This is a genomic window from Pseudoalteromonas sp. OANN1 (assembly GCF_024124685.1).
GTDB lineage: Bacteria > Pseudomonadota > Gammaproteobacteria > Enterobacterales > Alteromonadaceae > Pseudoalteromonas > Pseudoalteromonas piscicida.
The window spans coordinates 1-23,398 of the sequence record NZ_JAMXSE010000002.1 but is presented as its reverse complement, the minus strand read 5'-3'; the positions used below and the strand labels follow the sequence as shown (position 1 = coordinate 23,398).

The following is a 23,398-nucleotide window of genomic DNA, read 5'->3' as shown; positions in this document are numbered from 1 at the left end:
GAAGCTCCTTACGGACAACCGCCTTCCATTTCGAAAAGCACCTCTCCCCAAGGATCATAGAAAGTCCATGTACAAAACTCTCCACCTACACCTCCACCAGAATTGCGACTTGGATATCGCCCAGTAGCTGGCGGTAAATCAATAGCACCATCTGAAGTATCACTACTTTTCACACTCGCTTTTCTATATATATTAAGCGTTTCGATAATGCAATTCCTCATTACGTTTTGGCTTGCAGGACTCTCCCTTAAATGGCGCACGGTTATTCCTGCAAATTTCGTCATGTCTTTGTTTAAATCCATGCGAATACCATTACTAAACTCTAAATTATATACCACTCTATGGTTGCCATTCAGTGCATCATGAAACTCTATATCTATCATTCTTCTTCGCGGTACATACTCTACTTGATCTTTAAATCCAACACTTCCCAAACCTATCTTGAAGCCAAACTGAGTAACACGAGTAGTCTCAAATGCCGCCCCTAAGCTACCATATTCTTCAATTAATTCATTTTCCGCACGTCTTCGTAGAGTCGTTCTTGTCCTATCGTCGAAAGCGAGTTTTGCAGCTCGGGTAATAGCTTCATTTTCACAGTTATTTTCAGATAACGTTTGCTGGCGGCTAGTGCTAGTATCGATAGCCAGCGTAGATTGCATACTTGATGAATTATACTCTTGGGAAACTATCGTTGTTGCTCGGCCCCAAGCATCATAAGACTTGATTAACTCGTCCGCTAATGCATTTGCATGATTTGGTACAGGTAAAATTTGACTTAGAAGCTCCATTTCCGCACTAACCCCTCCTTGATTAGCATGCCATAACTTATAAAGCCACTTCAGCTTAGAGTTTGCATTGATAATTGAGACTTCTTTAGTATCAGAGCAACATTCTTGGATGTGCTCTCTACCAATTACTCCTTCATTTTCATAACACGTCAGTACTGGCAGATACTTTTTAGCAAAGTTTTCAGCGTTACTTGCATCACATGTATAATATAATTCCGAATCATACATTTCTCTGGCTGAAGCTTCAGCTGTAGCAACCTTAGTTAAAGTTAATATAGCCGCTAGCACCAAACTTGAAACTGACAGGTATTTATTCACTTATATTCTCCTTAATATATAGTCAGCTGAATAAATCCAGATTAGTAAAGCATGAAACCATATAAGGAACAAGAATATTCACAAGCAAACACATTTACCTAACAATTTTGTTTGAAATCAGTCCTGCTGTGATTAAGAATATACAAGATATTACTAAACAAGCCGCTAATCCATACTCCAAAAAGATCCAACCTGACAGTACTGTACCGAGTAATCGCCCGATAGCGTTCGCCATATAATAGAAGCCCACATCAAGTGACACTCCATCACTATCGGCCAAACTCACAATAAGATAGCTGTGAAGAGATGAATTGATAGCAAACACAAAACCAAAGAGCAAAAGTCCACCTACTACGGCTAAGCTTGTCCAGAGCTGCGCTTGAAGTGAGATAGCAATCAACAGCGGAATAGCCGCTAAATACAACGCCCATCCGCTGACTTTACTTGGTGTTGATGCAAACGTATCACGACTAATAAATCTAGGAGTTGTTGATTGCACGATGCCATAACCGATGACCCAAGTAGCCATAAAGCCACCAACCCACCAATGATCCCAACCGAACTGCTGCGATAAAAAGACAGGAAGCGCAACCACAAACCAAACATCCCGTGCGGCAAATAAAAACAATCGCGCGGCTGACAGCATATTAATGGCTCGGCTTTTTGAAAATACATCACTAAATTTGGGTTTGCTTTTAGCCTTGCCTAAATCGCTTTTTAAACTGATAAGGCTAAATAGCCACACTAATAGCAACATGATTGCCATCAACCACATCGCGCCGGTAAAGCCAAGTAAGGTAAGCAACAACCCGCCAAGAAAAAATCCGACGCCTTTTAGCGCATTTTTAGAGCCGGTAAGTATTGCTACCCATTTAAACAAGGTCCCTTCTTCACCCGATTTTACGATGGCCTTTATCGCACTTTTGGCACTCATTTTATTGAGATCTTTGGCAATACCTGAGAGCGCCTGTGCTGCCATAACATAAGGCACGGTGAGCCAGTGCGTTGGTACTACCAACATCAATAATGCCACTATTTGTATGCCTAACCCAATATTCATGGTGCGGTTTAAGCCAATGCGTGCGCCAAGCCATCCTCCAATTAAATTGGTGACAACACCAAAAATTTCATAGAAGAGAAATAGCATGGCAATTTCAAGCGGGTTATAACCCAATTGATGAAAGTAAAGCACCACCAACATTCTGAGCGCACCATCCGTTAAGGTAAACGCCCAATAGTTGCCTGTCACAATGAGATATTGCTTGATATTTTGAGGTATATTGCGCAGCTGCATAATGCTTTATTCGCCTAACGACAATCCCACTTTACGTACTAATTCCGCGGTACGATTTGCATAGCCCCACTCGTTGTCATACCACACGTACAACTTAACCTGAGTACCATTAACTACCATTGTAGATAACGCATCGACGATACTAGAGCGAGGATCCGTTTTATAGTCAATAGAAACTAGTGGTCTTGATTCATAACCTAAAATTCCGTTAAGCTCAGTAGCTGCGGCTTGCGCCATCCAGTGGTTAATCTCTTCCACTGTAGTTGGCCGCTCGACCTCGAACACGCAGTCTGTTAATGAAGCATTTGCTAACGGAACACGAACGGCGTGACCATTTAGCTTACCTTTTAATTCTGGAAAGATATGGGTAATAGCAGTCGCTGAACCCGTTGTTGTCGGAATTAAACTCATGCCACAGGCCCGCGCGCGGCGTAAATCCTTATGTGGCGCATCCAAAATGGTTTGCGTATTGGTGATGTCGTGAATAGTTGTCATCGAACCATGTTTTATGCCGATATTTTGTTGCAATACTTTTACGACTGGCGCTAAGCAGTTCGTGGTACAAGAAGCGGCTGTTACGATTTGGTGGGGCATGTCGTCGTATAGATGGTCATTCACTCCCATCACAATATTCAATACGCCTTCTTCTTTTACCGGCGCCGTAACAACAACACGCTTAACGCCTTGATCTAAATACTGTTGCAGCAAAGCTTTGGTTTTCATTTTTCCGGACGCTTCGATCACGACGTCACATTGAGACCAGTCGGTTTGCGCAATCTCTTTGTTTTGAGTCACCGACAACACAGTTTCACCTATTTGGATCTGTTCATCTTGAAAAGACACACTGTGATGCCATTTACCATGGACAGAATCAAACTCTAGCAAGTGTGCTAGGGTTTCTGCATTGCCCGCAGGATCGTTAATTTGTACAAACTCGATTTCAGGCCAGTCAAAGCTAGCGCGAAGCGCCAAACGCCCCATTCGACCAAAACCATTGATCCCTACTTTAATCGTCATAAGAACTCCAAAATCTAATTATTAGTTACAGCAAGTTGCCATGCGTGTTGGCCGTTCGCCCATCGCATTTAGCCTCACTAACTCAGCTTTTATATAATCTGGTTGATGCATAACCGTGGCGTTTATCACCGCCTTCATCCATAGCGGTAGTGTTGGGTTTATAGAATAAAATACCCATTGTTTTTGCTTGCGATCACATAGAATTCCAGCCTTCTTTAGCTGCGCTAAATGCCGTGAAACCTTGGGTTGGCTATCTTGTTCAAGCGCAGCCATTAGCTCGCAAACACATAGCTCACCTTCCACCATCAACATGGCAAGCGTTTTTAAGCGGATCTCATCCGCTAGGGATTTATAAAATTGCAAGGGTGTAAGTAGCGTATGTTGTGGCTTACCTTCGCGTAGTAGGGAAATAACTTGTTCATTGATGTCGAACAAGGTTTGCTCATAAGCGTTATTGCGACTTCTCTCAGCTGGACTCGCAATATCCCACGCTAGGACATGTTCTCCTTGCAGTTTACTTTCGCATTCAGATCGCACTTCAGAGCATAAAGTTACCACCACATCAAAGTGTTCGTCCTTATACTCATTGAGGTGTTTACTGTACAGATTGTCCGTATTAATCCCTAAACGGCGTAGCATTGAAAGCGTAGTCGCATTCACAGTGCTTGGCTTAGTGCCTGCACTATAGGCATGAACATCCGAACCGCCATGAAAGTTAGCTAGCGCCTGTGCTAAAATTGACCGCGTTGAGTTTCCAGAACAAAGAAAAAGTATCTTCATCATCGCATAACAAATTAATTATATAACTTTATTGTTATATAATCACCCCGCTATGTCAATTACGCTTTGTTGGTATTTATCTTTACATAGCAGCTCGCCTAAGATTGCGAGCCGCTACCAAGGATAATCGATGTTGAGGTATTTAAAGCCAGCTTTCTACGCGCAATTTTGGTTCCTAGATATGGTTAGGAAAGCAGCGATTGAATGTTATAGTCCTGTTCTATGGCGTTTTCAGAAATCTTAATCACGGCTTCATCTTTTGCGAGATCAACTCGCAACTCCGCTTTGGCATTATTGCCCTCCCAAGTTATAACCAGATCTGAGCCTTGGCATGTTAATGCAAAATTGCCATCAAATGCACAACTAGTATTACGCAGTTTAATTAGTGTTTGCAGACCTTTCACGACAGGTTTATCGAGTGCGGCTTCCACCATCGCTACATCCAAATAAGGTCGGTTGATATCGCGTCCAACATTACTTTTTTCTAGGAGCACCATGTCATTTTCCATAGCCAATAGACCACCGTAATAAACTTGTGGTACTCCAGGGCAAAAGAACTGAATTGCTCTTGCTACCAAATAATAAAAATCATGCTTCCCTAAGGCTTCATAATAACTGCAATTGACTTGATACAAGTCAACATTGCTCGCTGCAGCGCCGGTTGCCTTGCGACTTTGGCCTTTACTGTTGCTATGGATTTGCTCAACCAAGGCATCAATTTGATTAGCATCAAGTAACCCAGGTTTATCCCCTTCAGGCCCAGCATCAATAATGCCAATTCCGTCATGAGTATCCAGCACAGTTAGACAGTTACGCGGCGCAATATCCAACCACTTGGCTAAAGCCGAGAAATCTTTATTGAATAAACTGTGTAAAATAAGCGGAGGGAGCGCAAAGTCATAAACACGGTCAACTTTGCTGGCAACCTCTACTTGAGTTTTGTAATAACTGTGAATTTCGGCAATGGTTTCCATGCCAAGCTCATTGGCGCGCTTAGATAATTGATTAATAAAAGCAAAGGCCTCATCAGTCATAAAGCAGCTGGTATTTACGCGTTTGATTGCATACCCTGCGGCATCTAGTCGAATAATTTTCACTCCACTGTCTGCAAATAATGTTAAGACTTTTTCTAAGTAAGCGCGCCCCGCTTCTGATTCAACATTAATATCAATTTGGTTATCAGTAAAAGTGGTCCAAAAATCCACAACTTCGCCACTCGCTAACGCCTTTTTAGAAAAGCAACTTCCTGGCCTCGGACGATAAATTGCTTGCGCTTGTGCTTGCGTAATCCCATCAGGAAAGACATCTTTCTCTTTTAAAAACATCGGCCAAAAGGGTGACTTTTGGCCATGAGCCAACACATCTGCAAATTCCGCAGACTCTCCTGATACATGGTTAACGATAAGATCCGCCATTACCTCACAGTGCTTGGCAATCAACTTAATATGTTGCCAATCGCCCAATCGTTCATCGACTTTGGCATGATCAATCGGGTCGAAACCTGCGTCACTGCCATCAATTGGGTAGTAAAAAGGCAAAATGTGGACACCACCAAATAGTCCAGCTAACGGGCCCGTTAGTAACGTATTTAATTGTGCAAGGCCGCCGCCAGACAGGCGATCAGCATACGTGATCAACTGAACTTGGTTTTTCATAATTTACTCATTAAAAAAGTTGAGACTTAATCGATTAAGTTATATCTTTAATCATGAACAAACAATAATCAAGTTTTATCGTAGCGTTCTACTAAAAATAATTCGCTTAATGCAGATTAGTATTACACTCAGTCTTATGTAAAGAAGTAGACCAGCTACATAACAAAGCCCTTCAAGAGGTGAACAATGAGCAGCAAGTCGAATCACACTCAGCTCAACACATTGCGCTGGTTAACTTATATGATGTTTTTGATGTTTGCGATGACATCAGACGCCGTTGGCGTGATCATTCCAACACTGATCAGCGAATATCAACTTAGCATGACCCAAGCTAGCGCCTTCCACTATGCCCCAATGATTTTAATTGCCTTTAGCGGCTTATGCTTAGGATTTTTGGCAGATAAAATAGGCCGTAAGCTCACGGTGTTAATTGGCCTTATACTATTTTCATCTGCATGTTTTCTGTTCGCACTGGGTGAAACTTTCACCATGTTTTTAATGCTTTTATGTGTCATTGGGTTAGCCATTGGTCTATTTAAAACAGGTGCCCTCGCTCTTCTAGGTGACATTTCTAACGGCGCACAAGAACATACTCAAACCATGAATAAAGTCGAAGGCTTCTTTGCCATCGGCGCGATAATTGGCCCTGCAATTGTCAGTTATCTATTGATACAGGGGGTGAGTTGGACCTATCTTTATGTGCTTGCTGGTGGGCTGTGCTTAATACTCAGTATCGTGACTTTAAGCACTGAGTTTCCCAAGTTTAATACCGCTCATGCACAAAACAATGCAGGCCTATCTCATACAGCAGCCATGCTCAAGAACAAATATGCACTTGGCTTTTCCCTCGCCATAGCACTCTACGTTGCAACTGAAGTCGCAATTTATGTCTGGATGCCCACTTTATTACAGGATTACCAAGGTGATTTAACTTGGCTTGCAACTTATGCGCTCACCATCTTTTTTATTTTACGTGCAATAGGTCGCTTTATGGCTGTATGGTTACTCGCTAAGTATCGTTGGCAAAGCGTAATGCTAACGCTGAGCTTTGCTATATTTGTATGCTATTTTTTAACTTATCTTTATGGTGTTAATGCCGCTATCTATACGCTCCCGCTAAGTGGTTTATTTATGTCTATGATTTACCCAACATTAAACTCAAAAGGGATCTCTTGTTTTGACAAAGCTCAGCATGGCTCTGTTGCTGGTGTGATGTTATTCTTCACCGCGCTTTCTGCTGCGCTAGCACCACTTCTGATGGGCATGGTGAGCGATTACTTTGGCCATGTTAGCTATGGCTTTATACTTGCGACTGGGTTTGCATTTTTACTCTTTGCAGCCATGTTGTACAACTGGTTAAAGGACCCTGCCCGCTTACCATTGAGCAAAAACGCTAAGTTTCAGCGAGTGTAACCCCTCCGACCACAAATTTTTCACGGGTTAAAATTCATAAAAACCAAAGCATTAAAATTTTGTTTGAATTATTGATTAATTTTTAATTGCAACCAAATTAAATTGTGCTAAAAATAAACTTAATCGATTAAGTTTATTTTTAATAGACCGCACGAGTTTGACAACGATAACAAGAGGCAAATGATGACAACAATCAAAACCACCCTATTTACACTCAGCGCACTCACGCTTGCAATCTCTCACTCGGCGGCCGCTGAAGAAAAAGCACACACAAAGCCTGCCGATGGCTTCGAGAAAATAGTCGTAACGGGTGTACCAAAGCGAACAACCATTATGGAATCGAGTGTTTCTGTTAGCAGTATAGGGCTGGAGCAAATCTCTGTTGCAACCCCCAGAACTACCGCTGAAGCATTCAAACTAATTCCAGGTGTAAGATCTGAATCAACCGGTGGTGAAGGTAATGCAAATATTGCTGTACGTGGTCTTCCTGTTGCATCCGGTGGCGCTAAATTTTTACAGCTACAAGAAGATGGCTTGCCGATTCTGCAATTTGGTGACATTGCTTTTGGTAACGCCGATATTTTTATGCGCCTTGATAATACCGTGGAGTCAATCGAGTCCATTAGAGGTGGCTCGGCTTCGACTGCCGCCAGCGACGCTCCCGGAGGCATTATTAACTTGATTTCAAAAACGGGTGAAAATGAGTCAGGCAGTGTTGCCACCACGTTTGGTTTAGATTATGACGAGTTTAGAACGGACTTTGAGTACGGGAGTTATCTAAGTGACGACATAAAATTTCATATTGGTGGCTTTGTGCGACAAGGTGAAGGCCCGCGTGACACCGGCTATACCGCAAATAAAGGCGGTCAACTCAAAGCCAATATCACCAAGGAATTTGAAAGTGGCTACGTTCGTTTATATGTAAAACACCTTGATGATAAAACAGCGGGCTACCTTCCTATGCCAATGTATTCTAATGGCGACTCCATCGACGGCTTTGATGTACTGTCAGATACCCCTCACTCTGTTTATTTCACCGCCACGCAAGGCTTAGGTGGTAATAATCAAATTCGTCAAGGAGATATGCGAGACGGAATGCACCCTGTTGTTGATAGTATCGGCTTTGAAGCAAATTTCGATCTAGGCAATGACTGGCAAATCGAAAACAGATCCAGAAAATCGAGTATCTCAGGCACATTTATGTCGCCTTTCCCTGCTGAGGTCGCTAATAGCCAAGCAATTGCCGAGAGCATAGCCGGTACAGGTGCAACACTCACCTTTGCCAACGGACCAAAAGCGGATCAAGCGTTCAATCAAGCACTACTAATGCGCGTTCATACCTTTGAAGTGGAAATGAATGATTTCGACAACATCATGAATGACCTAAAGCTCACCAAATCATTTGGTACTGACACGTCACTCACCTTCGGCTACTTCATGTCATCGCAAAATATCAATATGTCTTGGTTATGGAATTCATACTTGCTCGAGGTTAAAGGAGATAACGCAGCGCTTGTCAACGTGGCCGCTGCGGATAGCACTGCATATTCTGAAAATGGATTATATGCCTACAGTACGCCCTATTGGGGAAATTGCTGTCAGCGCAACTACGACACTGAATACGATACTCGAGCCCCATATATCGCCTTTTCAACAAAGCTCGGCGATATTTCAGTTGATGCGAGTGTACGTCATGATTCAGGTAAAGCGACAGGTACATTTGCAGGTGCTGTAACATCTCGTGTAGACATCAACCGTGATGGCACTATTTCAAAGCCAGAGGAGCAAGTTGCAGCCATCGATCTCGCTAACCCCAATGTTGTTAATTACGATTGGAGCTACACAAGCTACTCTGTCGGCGCAAACTATCAAATGACCTCAGACAGTGCCATATTCGGCAGATTCAGTGAGGGCGGTCGTGCAAATGCAGATAGACTATTGTTCGGTAAAGTGAATATTGATGGCAGTGTAGCTGATGAAGATGCTGTGGATGAAGTGACACAATACGAATTTGGTCTCAAACAAAAGTTTGAACAAGGTCGTCTATTTGCAACTTTATTTTACGCTGAAACAGAAGAGCAAAACTTTGAGGCAACCAGCCAAAAGTTCTTTGACAGGCAATACGAAGCACAAGGTATTGAACTTGAGGGTGTCTATTTTATTGGCTCCTTCGACTTACGAGGTAGTTTGACGTGGACCGATGCTGAAATCGCAAAAGATGCACTCACTCCCGAAGTCGAGGGTAACACGCCAAGACGGCAAGCTGACTTTGTTTATTCCTTATTGGGTAAATATAACTTCGATCAAGGTGCTATCGGTTTAAGCCTCATCGGCACCACTGACGCGTACGCACAAGACAACAACGAGTTAAAATTTGACGGTTACACTCAGGTCAACGCGTTTGCAAGTTATGATCTGACTGAACGCTTCAATATCGCGTTAAACGTAAACAATCTCTTTGATACCACTGGATTAACAGAAGCCGAGGAAGGCGTAATTCCAACTAACAATATTATTCGCGCTCGCAGTATTAACGGCAGAACTACGTCTGTCACTTTAAAATACCGTTTCTAATTAGGGGTAGTAGTTATGCAATTAACATGTTTTGGCGAGATGCTTATCGATTTGTTACCTACCGGCGACGGTAGCCTTAACCCTATTGCTGGCGGCGCTCCAGCGAATGTGGCGGTAGGCTTTGCTAAACTTGGTGGCAGTGCTCGGTTTGTGGGAGGCTTCGCTGAAGATCCCTTTTCGCTGCAATTAAAATCAACCTTGGCGCTATATGCTGTTGGAACTGAATATTGTGTATCCATAAGTGGAGCGCAAACCGCCTTGGCCATCGTCCACCTCGACGCCCAAGGAGAACGAAGCTTTTCGTTTTACCGCGACAATACCGCTGATATCGCAATCCGCCCAAAAGACTTTGAGCATTTGCAATGGCCAGATCACGGGATATTTCATTTTTGCTCAAACACGCTTACCGATGCAGAAGTTACAAGTACCACCATGGCATTACTAAAGTCTGCTGTGGCTCACAATCAATTAATTTCATTTGATGTTAACCTGCGCTTGAATCTATGGCAGGACTTATCTTGCTTATCCGAACGTATAGAGGCTTGCTACCCCTATGTCGACATATTAAAAATGAGTAAAGATGAGCTGAGATATCTCGCTGAAGAAAAGAACATGAGGGAGGCTAGCTATTTAGATTGGTTACTTAGTGTCGGCGTACAAGCGGTCATCTCAAGCGATGGGCCAAACCCTTGCAGCGTATTAACAGCTAAAGACTTTTATTCCGTCGCCTCTCCTACTATTGATGCGGTTGATACAACCGGCGCTGGGGATAGCTTAATGGCAGGGTTTCTATTTCAACTCAGCCAACATGGGATCTCAAAAGATACACTATCGCAAAACTTCCCAACCGTAAAAAAGGCACTTAGCTTTGCCGTGAAATGCGGTGCGTTTACCTGTGAACACAAAGGTGTCATGCCCTTTATGCCAACGCTTATAGATGTGTCTGAACGGTTTTCTTCCTTCAACCCTGAGGCTTTGTTGGGTTAATACCTAAAGCGGGAAAAGGTTTTCCCGCTGTTTTATTATAAAAATCGAGACTTAGAAACCTGTTTCATAGTCAATATGAGCAGAGTTTGTCGTCTCGTATGTACCATCAGTATAAAGAATAGTTGCAGTCGCATTGTACTGACGATAAGCACGAATGGTCATGTTACACGTTGTACCACCGCTGCAACTCGCATCACCATTCCAAATTACTTTGCTAATCGCTTTAGTGGCATTTGCGATATAGAATTTACCAGAAGTTGAATTACCGAAAGAAAAATCAATTCCTGAACAATAGCTAGTGCCGTTACCCGATACATTACCACCCGACTTAACATTGAGAGAGCATCTTAAGTCAGCTGCTTGAGAACTAAACGACAGGGTACCCATTACTACCAATGCTGAAGCAATTAATACTGTTTTCATTAATATGTCCTTTATTTATGTATTAGTTTACAACCAACTGTATTGGTCAAAAAACAACCTAACACAACAATAGTAAGAAACTCAATTATTTTAACCTATAATAAACCTTAAAATTACAAACCATTCAAAAGACATTAAATCGAGTAAGTTCATGAGAAGTGATATAAACGGTGAAGAGACAAGCTATAGAAATTATCTAAATAATAGACTAAATAAAAAAGGCCGCAGCGGCGGCCAAACACATCATGGGTAAAACAATGAAGGGATGTAAGTGTGAATACACGAGCTATTTTATGCGAATAATTATAAATTAAAATCACATTATAAAGATTGTTATCATCGCTTTTTTCGAACAGTCTATTTGTGTGGTACTCGTGATACAATCGCGAAATTAAAAACTACAACGAATTGTCTATGCCATTACTTTGGATTGTTACTTTACTTTGGGCGTTCTCATTCTCTTTGATTGGTGTTTATTTGGCAGGCCAAGTCGATGCTTGGTTTAGCGCTTTGTCTAGAACCTTGCTTGCAGCAATTGTGTTTATTCCATTTTTGAAATTGAACTCGGTAAATAAAGAGTTGATAATCAAGCTGATGGCAATCGGTGCAGTGCAGATTGGTCTGATGTATGGCTTTTACTATCATTCTTTTTTATACCTAAGCGTACCTGAAGTGTTGCTATTCACTGTGATGACACCCATCTATATTACTGCACTCAATGACTTACTAAACCGGTCGTTCAATGCCACCTTCTTGCTGTCTGCGCTCATAGCTATCATTGGTGCAATCACCATTAGATTTACAGAGCTTACAAGCGACTACCTTTTTGGCTTGCTTCTAGTGCAAGGCGCAAACCTTTGCTTTGCAATAGGCCAAGTAAGTTACAAACGCTTAAGTAACCATTACCAGCTGGTACATCACCAAAGCTTCGGTTTTTTCTTTATTGGTGCGTCCCTCGTGCTCGCCATTGGGTTTATGTTATTCGGCAATCCCCAGCAACTCCCAAGTACTAATCTACAATGGGGAATACTGATTTATTTAGGCTTGATTGCTTCAGGTGTAGGATATTACGTCTGGAACTTAGGACTGACCCGCGTCTCGGTGGGTGAGCTCGCGGTAATGAACAATGTGCTGATCCCAGCTGGGATCATTGTCAATTTGCTGATTTGGAACCGGGAAGCTGACCTCATTCGTCTTGGAATTGGCAGTACCATTATTTTTGCGGCATTGCTCTATAGTAAAAGCGGTGTAAAAGTATAGCCGCTTTGACTTATTTACCGGATTCGACAGAGTCAAACTCCATTTGTGAATTGAAACACGCCAAGGCTTCAATATCTTGATATGGCTCTGTTGACCAACATGTTTTTCTAAAGCGCTCATACACTTCACGAAAAGGTGTACAAATTAGCTCAGATTCATCCATCATAATACAGCTAAAGTCTTCGGACTTTATTACAATATAAAGATACTCTCTTCCGCCTTCTTCAGCAAAAAATACCGAATCCCAAAAGTAGCCTTTCTGTCGCATTTCTTCCCTTGGAAACGCGATATTATCCTGCATATAAGCAAGTAATTCATCCACTTGAGGGCGAGTATTCAAATTTAATTTTATCTTTAGCAGTTTTGTTTCCATGAAATAAGATTACCCCCTCCAACCTTTAACCATTTTGCTACTGAGCATACTTTCCTTCATTTTTTATTCCTATTTTCTACTTATCATTTTCGTAGTAACGACTATACCTAATTCCCTCAAACAGGCCCAACTATAAATTCGTAAAATGTAACAAATTGTTTTACCTAAGATAACCATTAACGCCCATGAGCCAGCTCTCTGGAGTTAGGTGTTTGACGAAAATTTCGTTAATATCTAGAGAAAAATAAAGTAAAAATATGATGACAAGAATCGTACAACTATTCCCTCTTTGGGCCATTATTTGCTCAGTAACCGCTTATCTTTTTCCGACTCTATTTAGCGCGTTTAAAGGCAGTATTATTCCGTTATTAATGTTGATCATGCTGACAATGGGGTTAACCCTCACTACAAAAGACTTTTTACGCGTGCTCGACAATAAAAAAGCCATTTGCGTTAGTGTGCTGCTTCAATTTACTGTGATGCCGAGTGTTGCCTACTTAATTGCAACCACCATGAGCTTAGAAACTGACCTATTAATTGGAATAATTTTAGTAGGCACGGTTGCTGGCGGCACGGCAAGTAACGTTTTGTGTTATCTCGCCAAAGGAGATGTCGCGTTATCGATTTCTATGACCGCGATTAGTACTTTACTCGGCGTGTTCTTAACGCCACTACTAACCACATTGATGATAGGCCAGGTGGTTGATATTCAGTTTTCTGATATGTTGATCAGCCTGCTAAAAATTGTGCTATTTCCTGTGGCTGTGGGCGTTGCTTTCAATACCTTGCTTGCCAAGCCACTGGCGCATTCTGTTATCAAAACAACTCCGATACTGCCTTTACTTTCAATGCTTTCAATCATTTTTATCATTGCGGTGATCGTTGCTCTTAATCAACCTAAACTTCAAAGCATCGGGCTCGTTATGCTGGTTGCCGTGATCCTGCACAATACTACAGGGCTACTTTTGGGCTATTTCATTCCGAAACGGCTCGGTTTTGACGAAAAAGTATGTCGCACCATGGCCTTTGAGGTGGGTATGCAAAACTCGGGGCTTGCTGTTGCGCTTGCCATGAAGTTTTTTACTCCTGCAGCGGCCGTAGCAGGTACCCTATTTTCTATTTGGCATAATGTCAGCGGCTCAATATTAGCAGGAATATGGCGACGAAGCGCCACCAGCTCATCTGATAACAATAAAGCCTAATATCAAAGGTTAGGCTTTTTGTAATTGCTTATAAAAGTGAATTTTGCAATCCGATGAGCCGTTGATTTGTTCACATTTTACAATCTGGTAATCGCGGCTTATTAACATCAATAGCATGTTTTTGAATAGGTTTCTCGACTTTACTCTAATGGCGCTATAGCCTTGCGCTTTGCACCAAGTTTCTTGCATCACCAACAACTGCTTGGCAATACCTTTGCCGCGATATTCGGGGATGACCGCGCCTAACCAGCTATAAAACTCGTTATTTGGCAGTTCGTGGCCTAGCTTATACCCTATGGGTTTGCCTTGAGCGTACGCCACCAGCAATAAATGTTGTTTATCTCGCAGTTTGTCTACGACTTCCTCACCCTTTCTTGGCGTGGCAAACTCCGGAATTTGGTTTTCTATCGCAAGGAGGTCATCTATCGAGCCGACTTTATATTCTAGATTCATATTAATGTCTGTGTAATTGAAAAGGTATCGCCAACAGTCACTTCGGCATATGCGCCGTTAATCAGCGTTAAATTCGGCGCTTGATGGCCTATATCCACATCGTATAGCACGGGGAAATCGCAACCAGTAAAGACTTTTTGCAATGCATCTAGGTGCGTCCAGTCACTATCTTTTGCCAGCGGCTCTGGATTTCGACCAATCAAAACTCCAGCGACTTTCGAAAACCAACCTCGTAATTTAATACTTTGCAGCGCACGATAGTATGCCGCTGGCGGCATTTCACCATTTTCAAAATATAAGATAATCGACTCATCAGGGTGCGCCTGTGAAAAAGCGTCCAGATCAAAATATTCCGTACCAGCCAATAACATGTGAATATCCAAACAGCCGCCTAATAATCGACCAGCAAACTGCTGCCGGTGATTGCCAATGGCCAAAATACGCCATTGAGTGCTCGCGGATAAGTTAAATCCAGCATCGGGAAAGTCAACAAAATTGAGTGGCTCAGCTTCAAAATGTGTCGAGGGAAATTGCGTAAAAGAGTCATTAGGCGCGCGCCTCAAATGGTTAAAAAGTCCAACCGTTAATGCGTCTTGTTGATGGACATTTAATTGCATAAGGTTAGTCGCATGCACGCTTGCCCAGCCTAGTTTGCAAGTCACTGCGCTCAGCAAAGTGCTGACATCAGAGAAACCGATGAGCCATTTTGGCTGCGCATATGCCAACTTCTCCCAATCAAGCAATGTCAGTAAATCCATTGCAATTGCACCGCCCCATGGCGGCATAATCGCGTCTATTGTGTCATCGAGTAAGTATCCCATAAGCTCATTCGCACGGGTTTTGACATCCGCGCTAACGTAGTTGTGGTTATCTCGCAGGCATTCACCAACCACGAGTTCAAAACCTTGTTGCGCGAGATAACCCAAAGCGTTGTCTAATCTCTCGTGCATAGCAGCAGGTACGCCCGCTGAGAATGCCGTGATCGCAATTTTACTGCCCGCTTTCAACGGTTTAGGATACTTCATCATGATTTCCGTTATTTTTTTGCTTATCCTACCTGAATTTCCGCTTTTGCATACTTTAAATTCTCCCGTTTCGGGCGAGCAATCAAATATAGAAAGGTTAACGGCCCCAAGCGTCCAATCAGCATTAAAAAGATGATTACCGCTTCACCGGATTCAGACAATGAGCCAGTGATCCCTCGAGATAAGCCAACCGTGCCTAATGCCGACACCGCCTCAAACGTGATATCCGTTAAATTTGCCTGCTCGGTGATCGTCAAAATAAGGGTTGCGAGCATCACGGTAAAAAAGTACACCACGGTGAGGCTAAGCGCCTTAAACACCGTTTCAGGCGAAATTTGTCTGTGTCCGATAGCGACCTGTTCTCTGCGTCTCAGATAAGCGTAAGTTGCCATTAATAGCACCACTACTGTGGTTATTTTAAGACCACTGGCGGTACTCATAGAGCCGCCCCCTATTATCATTAACCAAATGGTCAGCACGGTACTTTCGTCATTCACCAGCGCAAAGTCGATACTGTTAAAGCCCGCTGTACGTGGCGTCACCGCTTGCATCCAGGCAGTGATAACTTGCTCGGACAACGGCAAGGTTCCAAGGGTCTCTGGGTTATGTGCTTCAAAAAGCCAAAATAAGCTAAATGCCAGCACATTTAACACCCCTGTTGCTATCAAGACTAACTTAGTGGCAGATCCAAACCGGCTCCAACAGCGTCTTTTCACTATATCCATCAACACCACAAATCCAAGTCCGCCAATCACAAATAACCCTGATATCACAAGATTAACGACCCAATCACCACGAAAACTGGTTAGGCTGTCATCATGCAATGCAAATCCCGCATTGTTAAAAGCCGAAATAGTGTAGAAGAAGCTTTGCATTATCGCATCACCAAGCGGTAGCGTTTGATACCAATGGGCAAGCAAAATGGTAAACCCAATCGATTCGATGATCAGTGCATAAACTAACACGCATTTGGCTGTATCAACCAACTGATCAAATCGAGCTATGCCAAAGCTTTCTTTTGCGATAAGTTGTTTACTAATGTCCATTTGCTGCCCCATCCCCCGCAGCACCACAACCGTAATGGTCATAAACCCCAGTCCACCGATTTGAATTAGACTGGCAATAACGAGATGGCCAAAGGTCGTAAAATCATTTGGCGTACTCAAAACGGCAAGTCCTGTCACCGTTACCGCGGAAGTTGCAGTAAATAATGCTTGCATTACTTTGATGTCTTGGGTGTGTGCTATCGGTAGCAACAGCAACATAGTACCTAAAGCTATCAGCCCACAAAATCCAATAAACAGAACTGCTGGGGGGCTTAACCTCAGCGGCTTTTTGTGGGCTTTGGGCTTGCTATTTGGATAGGGGTAATAGTGGGGACTCCATGTTTTCATTACGCCCCCAGTTTTTGCGCGATAGAATTTAACGCTTTTAACTGACCGCTGAGGATCACTTTATCATCTTCGTTGATCAAAAATGACTCTGCCGGATTGCTATAACACGCTTTGCCGCGCTGCACTAACACAGCCTTGATTTCGCCCTTTGCGCGCTTTAATAGCGTTGCCAAAGACTGCCCGCAGCTTAATTTATTCACGATGACTTCCACCATATAAAAACCATGCCCCAATTGCATATATTGATTGACCATGGGGTAATTCAGTGTTTGTGCGACCCTGATCCCCATTTCTTCTTCAGGGCGGATCACGCGTGTTACGCCTAAGCGGGATAAAATTGTATGATGCGCTTCTGAGCTGGCCTTAACCCAAATTTGCTCAACGCCTAAGTTCTTTAACGACAGTACACATAAAATGCTCGATTCTAGGTTTTCACCTATGGCGACCAATACCGCTTTGCTTCTCGTAATATCTAGTTGGCGTAATGCCGTTTCATCGGTCGCGTCTAAAGAGGTGGCATAATCAATATGCTCAACAACTTGGTTCACCACACGTTCGCGACTATCTACCCCTATCACTTTGTTTCCAAGCCGCTTTAATTCCAAACAAGCCGCAAAACCAAATCGACCTAAACCAATTACTACAAATTGTGCCATAACAACCTCTATATACTCCGTTATGAGAAATGCTTATTGAGCGGTAAAAGTAAAAACCGATAACCAACCCCGGGCTCAGTTTCTATGATTTTTGGTGTAGCAGCATCGTCACTGAGTTTCTTACGTAACTGGCTGACCACAATCCGTAAATAGTGACTATCTTCGACATGGCTTTCGCCCCAAATTTGCTTTAATAAAGTTTGCTGACTGACTAACTCTTGTGCTCTTTGCGCAAGCATACTAAGTAGTGCAAATTCCTTTTTCGATAGTGCTAATGGTGCGTTATCCATAATGACTTGATGCTTTTGTAGATCTATCATCAACTTGCCGTAGTCAATGGCGAGCAAGCGTTTGTTCGGTACTAAATCTCGTAATAGCACTTTGACGCGTACCACCAGCTCTTTGATGCTAAAAGGCTTCGTCAGGTAGTCGTTTGCGCCGCCCTCCAGCAGTTTAATCTTCTCAGCCTCTTGATCTCGCGCAGTTAAGATCAATACAGGTAGCTTGCTGGTTTCTCGGATCTTCTTCAAAATGCTATATCCATCAAAATCTGGTAGCCCGAGATCTAAGATTACTAAGTCTGGCAGCTCACCTTTTAACACCGACATGGCTTCCTTTCCGGTGCTGGCTTCCACATAATTCAGCCCTTCAGCTTTTAATGCTAAGCGGATAAAACGACGGATCTCTTCTTCATCGTCAATCAATAAAATGGTGTGAGTCATCAATGCGCCTCCTCTTTTGGCAAACTAACTTCCATTGTGCAGCCTTGCGTCGTGGGCAAAATGCGAATATCACCGCCGTGCGCACGAATAATACCTCTCGCCACACTCAGCCCTAAGCCACTGCCACCGTCTTTGCTGACGCTTTGTCGAAACGAGCTAAAGGCGGTAAAGACTTCCTTTTGCCGAGCAACGGGGATCCCAGGGCCGTTATCCTGAATAAATATCAACAACGCTTGCTGCGTTTCTCCTAAGGAAATCTCAACCCGCTCTCCATCGGGACTAAAGGTGACTGCATTTTCAATTAAGTTAAACAGGGCTTGCTCAATGAGTGCAGCTTGTATCGTGAGAATTGGACTCATATTCTGTGGCATTCTCGAGACGCATGGCGCGCCTAGCCGCAAAATCACGTTATCAATCAAGACATCAATAGACGTAGGTTGCTTCAACAGCGAAAGCTCATCCCCTTGATGCTGTAACTTGGTGGCTTGCAAAATATTTTCGATATAGCGAAACAAACGGTGGCTCTCTGATCGTGCCGACCCCAACAGCTCATTTTGCTCATCTTGGTCTAACTTATCACGATAGGTTTCTAGCGTTTCGAGCGCGCCCATCACCGCAGCGAGCGGTGTACGTAAATCATGAGAAACCGACAACAAGATATTAGAGCGCACATTCGCAACTAAAAGCTGCTGCTTTTGCTCTTTGATATAGCTCGATAAATAGCTGGTAGCTAATGCCACCGTGATAAATACCACTAAATTGACCACGTCTTCGGTGTTATTCATATGAAGCGTGTATCTGGGCTCTGTGATAAAAAAGTTGAACACTAGACTGCTAACAATCGCCACTCCCAGTGCCATCCAACGTTTTGCGATGAGAGAAACAACAACAACGCCCAACTGTAATACCAGCAGCACACTGATCGCCGAATGCAGCAACGAGTCTAAGGCAACGGCAAAGGCGCTGGTTAACAGCAAAACCAGAAAACTAACGAGATACTCATTCTTGGCAATAAATCCATTCTCGGAAAACATAGTGACTCCAACTTGCGCTATGTCTTTATTCTATCCTTGTCGAAATTCCGTTGCCGTATAATTTGCGTAAAATTTACTTAGCTTTAGGCTATTTAGCTCAAGAGCCTGTTTATCTATCAAGTTTGTTTTTGCATGTTGATGATAAAAAGGCTAAGCGCATATCTGATAAAGCCATTGTGATACGCTGGCACAAGCTGTTCAAAAGCAACTGGATAACTTAGAAATTCATTGAAGAATGGCCGAGAGCGAGTACTGACCACTTATTGTAAAACACTCAAAAAACGACGGCGCACAAACCTAGCAATTGTGAACGTTTGCTGGCTGGACCAAATAAAGGCTTTAGCAATAATGCCTCAAGCTGCGCTAACCTAGCCTCTCCCATGCCGTGCGCGATAAGCTGATTTTGACGTCGAGAAATACGTAAACGCCAATAACTCGCTTATTTTAGAAACACTTTTGATATGAGTGATGAACACTTTTTTGTAATTCTAAGTCGAAACTGCCGTAACTATGGTGAATAGATAATTTTGGGTGTCTGTATTGTTTTCAATTTTATCCGCTTTCAAGCTATTTGTTAGCCGACACTATTAAACTGCATGATCATCAACTGCTTTTTGAAGAAGAGTAGCTAACTCAAAAATGAACTCCATGTCTTCAAAGTTCGCTTCATAGCTTAATTCTCTTGAAGTAAGTCCTCTATGCGCAATTTGATGCCGAGATAATAAGATTCCATCAAGCCTTTCCTTTGCTTGAACACGTGAAAAATCATCAGTATCCCAACAAGTCGTAACTTTCGTTAATCCGAAAGTATCTTTAAGTAATTGGTCAATATTTTTTGTATTGGGAGTGTTAAACCTTTTCAGTTTATTTTCAACATTCTGAGCAAGTAAATCGTCTAAAGGATAAGGCCCGCTATAGGACTTGATGTCCGTAAATTTTCGACGCACGAGAGACTCAACAAAATCTTGCCAGTACGCAACCAAATGAAACACGTAAGTTTGGTTTAGATATCTAATTTTGCTGTCAAACTTGCGTGTTGTTTCGATGTTCAACCTTGTTGTCACTGCAATTGCCCGAGAAATGATTGCGTACATATGGGCAATCGCTAAAGAAGTGGTGCTTACACCTGTGAATACAAAACTGAGATTGGCAAGAGTACCCGCATGAGAAACGAATTAGAGTTGATGCATGGGATCAAGCATCGGGTGTGGCATAACCACCGACGGCGTTAGGATGGCAATGCAGCTAACGCTGCATTGAACCACGAACATAGACTGAAGACAGGTGCCACGGCGAACTAAGTAAGGTCTGCTCTGTTACTAGAAATAGTAATAACCAACGAATATCAGCAAAATAACCGACGACATTACTTGCTTCATCCTATGTATTAACTCGCTCTAATTCGAGTTGAAATAGTTATGGCTTAAAAAGTTAGGCGGGATCAGTGCGTTTAACTTGACAGTGGGAGTCATACCAACGCCCGCATTTGCGGAAAATAGGAGCGAAGCGTAAATTTTCCGTAACATGCGCTTGTTATATGAATATTAGTTGTAGTTGATAACCAGTAGCCCTTCCAAGTTAACAACTTTAGTATCTACATTCATAAATTTGTATATTTGGATTGCGCGAGATTGAAGCTTGCGGTCATTTGTTACAAATATGTCTGCATCTAACCCATAAATGATATGCTCAATGTCATGCAAGCTACTTTTCTGTGTTTTTTCTTTTGTGTCAACCTTGTAGCCCAGAAGATCAAGCATGCTCGATAATGTATACACCGCGTGCAATGCCTCTGCTCTTGATGTGGTATTACTGAAACATTCTTTATCGTAGAGACTGGAATGCGATAACGAAACAAGCTCCCCAAACTCTTCATCAGTAAGAGATTCAAAAACACTTTGATTGTTGGCAATATCCTGTCGGTGCTCTGCAGTATCATACTTTTCTAAATACATTTTCCTATCTCGACTTGAAACAAGTTTCAATTCCTCAAGAGCCTCTGTACTGCCCTCATGATTTTCAATTCTTTTCAATCCATAGCAAGGATCTTCGATAAAGAAGGAATTTGTTTTTTCATCCGGTAGGATCACTATATTTCCGGTAAGCTCAGACAATGCTGAAACAACCAATAGCTTTTGATCTAAATAAGGAATCTTATTTATCTCTTCTAGATTCGATGGACTATAAAAAAATATAAATTTACCACTTTCTTTTAAGTGATCTATTTTTGATTTTATTTCTTCATCTTGTGCATATAAAGAGAGAACGTTTTGGTCGAAATACACTTTGGTGCCTGACGCATCAAAAGGTCGCTTATTGAAATCCTCTCTACTATTTCCACGTTTAATATTTGTTAAAGCTTCGTCTCTAAGTTGAGTTTTTCGCCATACATGCAACTCATTTTTTAGTGATTCTTTTGAAATAGCGCCATCAAATACTTTTTGAATAGTTTGTGAGTAGAAAATAAAATCATAACAAGGGGCGCATTCCATACAAGGAACAATATTATCGGCACCCATTAACCTTAAATTATTTAATATATTCTCTATATCTTCCACTGAGCTATTAGATAACACGGCTTGTAATAGTCTCTCCATGAGAGCACTTGCATGGTACGAATCTATACAGCTACTCATAACATTCCTTTTTCATATAGACATAATGACTCCCACACGGTGTTAGCCTCCGCTTTTCGTGGGTTAGCTTAATTCAAAGCCAGAGCCATAATTAGTTTGTCAAATAACTAAACAGCAGAGGCTAACATGAATAAACATAGCACACTTTTTATCGCTCTTGATACACATAAAGAATTCAACGAAGTCGCCTATATTGAAGAACATAGAGGCGCAAACGCTGTTCACCTTGGCCGATTCTCCTCTTCCAAACTGGCCGTTCAAAAGCTCGTTCGCCAATTCGAATCTAAATACCCTGGCGCAACCCTTCACTTTGTTTATGAAGCGGGACCATGTGGTTATTGGATTTACCGATTAATTACCAGTCTTGGCCACTTCTGTTACGTGGTCGCTCCTTCGCTTATTCCTAAAAAGCCTGGCGAGCGTATCAAAACTGATAAACGCGATGCACTTAAGCTCGTAAAACTCCTCAAATCTGAAGACCTAACACCCATTTATGTCCCTGAGCCGGAAGATGAAGCCATCAGAGATTTATCTCGTGCTCGAGAAGTCGCCATGAAAGACTTAAAAGATGCTAAATATCAATTAAAAGCGTTGCTGCTTCGCAATAATATTAACTACAAAGGCACCGCAAATTGGTCTCAGAAACATTTACGTTGGCTCACTGAGCTGGTGCTTCCACATCCCGCACAGCACATTGTCTTACAAGAATTTCTGCAAACAATTACCGAGCGAATAAGCCGACTTGAACGACTAGATAATGAACTGACACATCACGTTCATCAGTGGAGCGGTAAATCGCTGACACCGGAGCGGTAAATCGCTGAAGCGGTAAATCGCTGACACCCACCACTAATTTGCACCTTCCTAAGATACCGCCTAAGCTTTAATTCTGCACTCAAAGGATTGAGGAAACCAAACTATGGCTATTGCCCGTAAAAGACAAATTAGTTTAACCGACACCAAATACTACCACTGTATCTCCCGTTGCGTAAGGCGTGCTTTTCTGTGTGGTGAAGATAAATTTACTGGCAAATCATACGAACACCGCCGTGATTGGGTTGAAGAAAAGCTCTTGATGTTGGGGTCTGTGTTTTGTATTGATATCTGTGCTTATGCCGTGATGAGTAATCACACTCACATTGTTTTATATGTTGATGATAGAAAGGCTGAGCGCCTGTCGGATGAAGCGATTGTCATACGATGGCACAAACTGTTTAAAGGTAATTGGATAAGCCAAAAATTTATTGAAGGTGAACCTCTCAATGAATCGGAGCAATTGATACTCGATGAGCTAGTTGATAAGTACAGAGAAAGGCTCGCAGATATTAGTTGGTTTATGCGGGTACTTAACGAAGACATCGCCCGCCGCGCAAATAAAGAAGATAATTGTACAG

20 protein-coding genes and 3 pseudogenes are annotated in these 23,398 nt (G+C 42.5%); 8 read left to right on the top strand and 15 right to left on the bottom strand.

Annotated elements, in window-relative coordinates:
- Positions 1–8: 8 nt before the first annotated feature.
- From NH462_RS02165 to gtfA, 5 genes are all read right to left on the bottom strand, one after another.
- Positions 9–1,106 (bottom strand): hypothetical protein, encoded by a 1,098-nt coding sequence (locus tag NH462_RS02165; protein ID WP_253103549.1) that lies wholly within the window; start codon positions 1,104–1,106, stop codon positions 9–11.
- 94 nt (positions 1,107–1,200) lie between these two features.
- Entirely contained in the window at positions 1,201–2,400 is a 1,200-nt protein-coding gene (arsJ, locus tag NH462_RS02160; RefSeq protein ID WP_253103547.1) for an organoarsenical effux MFS transporter ArsJ, read from the bottom strand.
- 6 nt (positions 2,401–2,406) lie between these two features.
- The gene (locus NH462_RS02155; protein ID WP_069019406.1) at positions 2,407–3,417 is read right to left on the bottom strand and encodes an ArsJ-associated glyceraldehyde-3-phosphate dehydrogenase; all 1,011 of its coding nucleotides are present in this window, start codon (positions 3,415–3,417) and stop codon (positions 2,407–2,409) included.
- Positions 3,418–3,438: 21 nt separating this feature from the next.
- A complete protein-coding gene (locus tag NH462_RS02150) occupies positions 3,439–4,200 on the bottom strand; it encodes a metalloregulator ArsR/SmtB family transcription factor (RefSeq protein ID WP_010373244.1) in 762 nt (253 codons plus the stop codon).
- A gap of 182 nt (positions 4,201–4,382) precedes the next feature.
- On the bottom strand, positions 4,383–5,852 hold the full coding sequence (gene gtfA / locus NH462_RS02145; protein ID WP_019647312.1) for a sucrose phosphorylase: 1,470 nt from the start codon (positions 5,850–5,852) through the stop codon (positions 4,383–4,385).
- A gap of 186 nt (positions 5,853–6,038) precedes the next feature.
- Here gtfA and NH462_RS02140 point away from each other — a divergent pair, with 186 nt between their 5' ends.
- The 3 genes from NH462_RS02140 to NH462_RS02130 all read left to right on the top strand — a co-directional run bounded on the left by NH462_RS02140 (position 6,039) and on the right by NH462_RS02130 (position 10,826).
- Positions 6,039–7,265 (top strand): MFS transporter, encoded by a 1,227-nt coding sequence (locus NH462_RS02140; protein ID WP_010373768.1) that lies wholly within the window; start codon positions 6,039–6,041, stop codon positions 7,263–7,265.
- A 183-nt stretch (positions 7,266–7,448) separates the two neighbouring features.
- Positions 7,449–9,839 carry a TonB-dependent receptor gene (locus tag NH462_RS02135; RefSeq protein WP_253104039.1) on the top strand — a complete coding sequence of 797 codons (2,391 nt, stop codon included), beginning with the start codon at positions 7,449–7,451 and terminating at the stop codon, positions 9,837–9,839.
- A 15-nt stretch (positions 9,840–9,854) separates the two neighbouring features.
- Positions 9,855–10,826, top strand: a complete 972-nt coding sequence (locus tag NH462_RS02130) for a carbohydrate kinase (RefSeq protein ID WP_253103544.1) — start codon at positions 9,855–9,857, stop codon at positions 10,824–10,826.
- 51 nt (positions 10,827–10,877) lie between these two features.
- Here NH462_RS02130 and NH462_RS02125 read toward each other — a convergent pair whose 3' ends face one another.
- A complete protein-coding gene (locus NH462_RS02125; protein WP_010373774.1) occupies positions 10,878–11,249 on the bottom strand; it encodes a hypothetical protein in 372 nt (123 codons plus the stop codon).
- 414 nt (positions 11,250–11,663) lie between these two features.
- On the opposite strand from NH462_RS02125, the gene NH462_RS02120 reads away from it, so the two are divergent.
- The gene (locus NH462_RS02120) at positions 11,664–12,509 is read left to right on the top strand and encodes an EamA family transporter (protein ID WP_010373776.1); all 846 of its coding nucleotides are present in this window, start codon (positions 11,664–11,666) and stop codon (positions 12,507–12,509) included.
- Between the two features lie 10 nt (positions 12,510–12,519).
- Here the strand turns inward: NH462_RS02120 and NH462_RS02115 are convergent, their stop codons facing one another.
- Positions 12,520–12,882 carry a DUF6176 family protein gene (locus NH462_RS02115; RefSeq protein ID WP_010373778.1) on the bottom strand — a complete coding sequence of 121 codons (363 nt, stop codon included), beginning with the start codon at positions 12,880–12,882 and terminating at the stop codon, positions 12,520–12,522.
- A gap of 257 nt (positions 12,883–13,139) precedes the next feature.
- Here NH462_RS02115 and NH462_RS02110 point away from each other — a divergent pair, with 257 nt between their 5' ends.
- Positions 13,140–14,084 carry a bile acid:sodium symporter family protein gene (locus NH462_RS02110; protein WP_253103541.1) on the top strand — a complete coding sequence of 315 codons (945 nt, stop codon included), beginning with the start codon at positions 13,140–13,142 and terminating at the stop codon, positions 14,082–14,084.
- A 9-nt stretch (positions 14,085–14,093) separates the two neighbouring features.
- Here the strand turns inward: NH462_RS02110 and NH462_RS02105 are convergent, their stop codons facing one another.
- Genes NH462_RS02105 through NH462_RS02080 form a run of 6 tightly spaced genes read right to left on the bottom strand, consistent with a single transcriptional unit; the run spans position 14,094 to position 19,368 of the window.
- Complete coding sequence (locus NH462_RS02105; protein WP_253103538.1) at positions 14,094–14,537, bottom strand: GNAT family N-acetyltransferase; 444 nt, start codon at positions 14,535–14,537, stop codon at positions 14,094–14,096.
- On the bottom strand, positions 14,534–15,562 hold the full coding sequence (locus tag NH462_RS02100; protein WP_253103533.1) for a S66 peptidase family protein: 1,029 nt from the start codon (positions 15,560–15,562) through the stop codon (positions 14,534–14,536). Before NH462_RS02100 ends, NH462_RS02105 begins: the two co-directional genes overlap by 4 nt.
- Positions 15,563–15,585: 23 nt before the next feature.
- Positions 15,586–16,956 (bottom strand): TrkH family potassium uptake protein, encoded by a 1,371-nt coding sequence (locus tag NH462_RS02095; RefSeq protein WP_253103531.1) that lies wholly within the window; start codon positions 16,954–16,956, stop codon positions 15,586–15,588.
- Entirely contained in the window at positions 16,956–17,612 is a 657-nt protein-coding gene (locus tag NH462_RS02090) for a TrkA family potassium uptake protein (RefSeq protein ID WP_010373788.1), read from the bottom strand. The genes NH462_RS02095 and NH462_RS02090 overlap by 1 nt, the downstream gene beginning before the upstream one ends.
- A 20-nt stretch (positions 17,613–17,632) precedes the next feature.
- The gene (locus tag NH462_RS02085) at positions 17,633–18,334 is read right to left on the bottom strand and encodes a response regulator transcription factor (RefSeq protein ID WP_010373790.1); all 702 of its coding nucleotides are present in this window, start codon (positions 18,332–18,334) and stop codon (positions 17,633–17,635) included.
- The gene (locus NH462_RS02080) at positions 18,334–19,368 is read right to left on the bottom strand and encodes an ATP-binding protein (RefSeq protein ID WP_253103530.1); all 1,035 of its coding nucleotides are present in this window, start codon (positions 19,366–19,368) and stop codon (positions 18,334–18,336) included. Before NH462_RS02080 ends, NH462_RS02085 begins: the two co-directional genes overlap by 1 nt.
- A gap of 116 nt (positions 19,369–19,484) precedes the next feature.
- Here NH462_RS02080 and NH462_RS02075 point away from each other — a divergent pair.
- Positions 19,485–19,586 (top strand): annotated as a pseudogene (locus NH462_RS02075) (transposase); the annotation flags it as partial.
- A 369-nt stretch (positions 19,587–19,955) separates the two neighbouring features.
- Here NH462_RS02075 and NH462_RS02070 read toward each other — a convergent pair.
- The gene (locus NH462_RS02070) at positions 19,956–20,462 is read right to left on the bottom strand and encodes a HEPN domain-containing protein (RefSeq protein ID WP_253103528.1); all 507 of its coding nucleotides are present in this window, start codon (positions 20,460–20,462) and stop codon (positions 19,956–19,958) included.
- A gap of 450 nt (positions 20,463–20,912) precedes the next feature.
- Complete coding sequence (locus NH462_RS02065; protein WP_253103526.1) at positions 20,913–21,965, bottom strand: hypothetical protein; 1,053 nt, start codon at positions 21,963–21,965, stop codon at positions 20,913–20,915.
- 165 nt (positions 21,966–22,130) lie between these two features.
- Between NH462_RS02065 and NH462_RS02060 the strand changes: the two are divergent.
- Both NH462_RS02060 and NH462_RS02055 read left to right on the top strand, forming a co-directional pair.
- Positions 22,131–22,781: pseudogene (locus NH462_RS02060) on the top strand (transposase); the annotation flags it as partial.
- A 142-nt stretch (positions 22,782–22,923) separates the two neighbouring features.
- A pseudogene (locus tag NH462_RS02055) lies at positions 22,924–23,398 on the top strand (transposase); the annotation flags it as partial.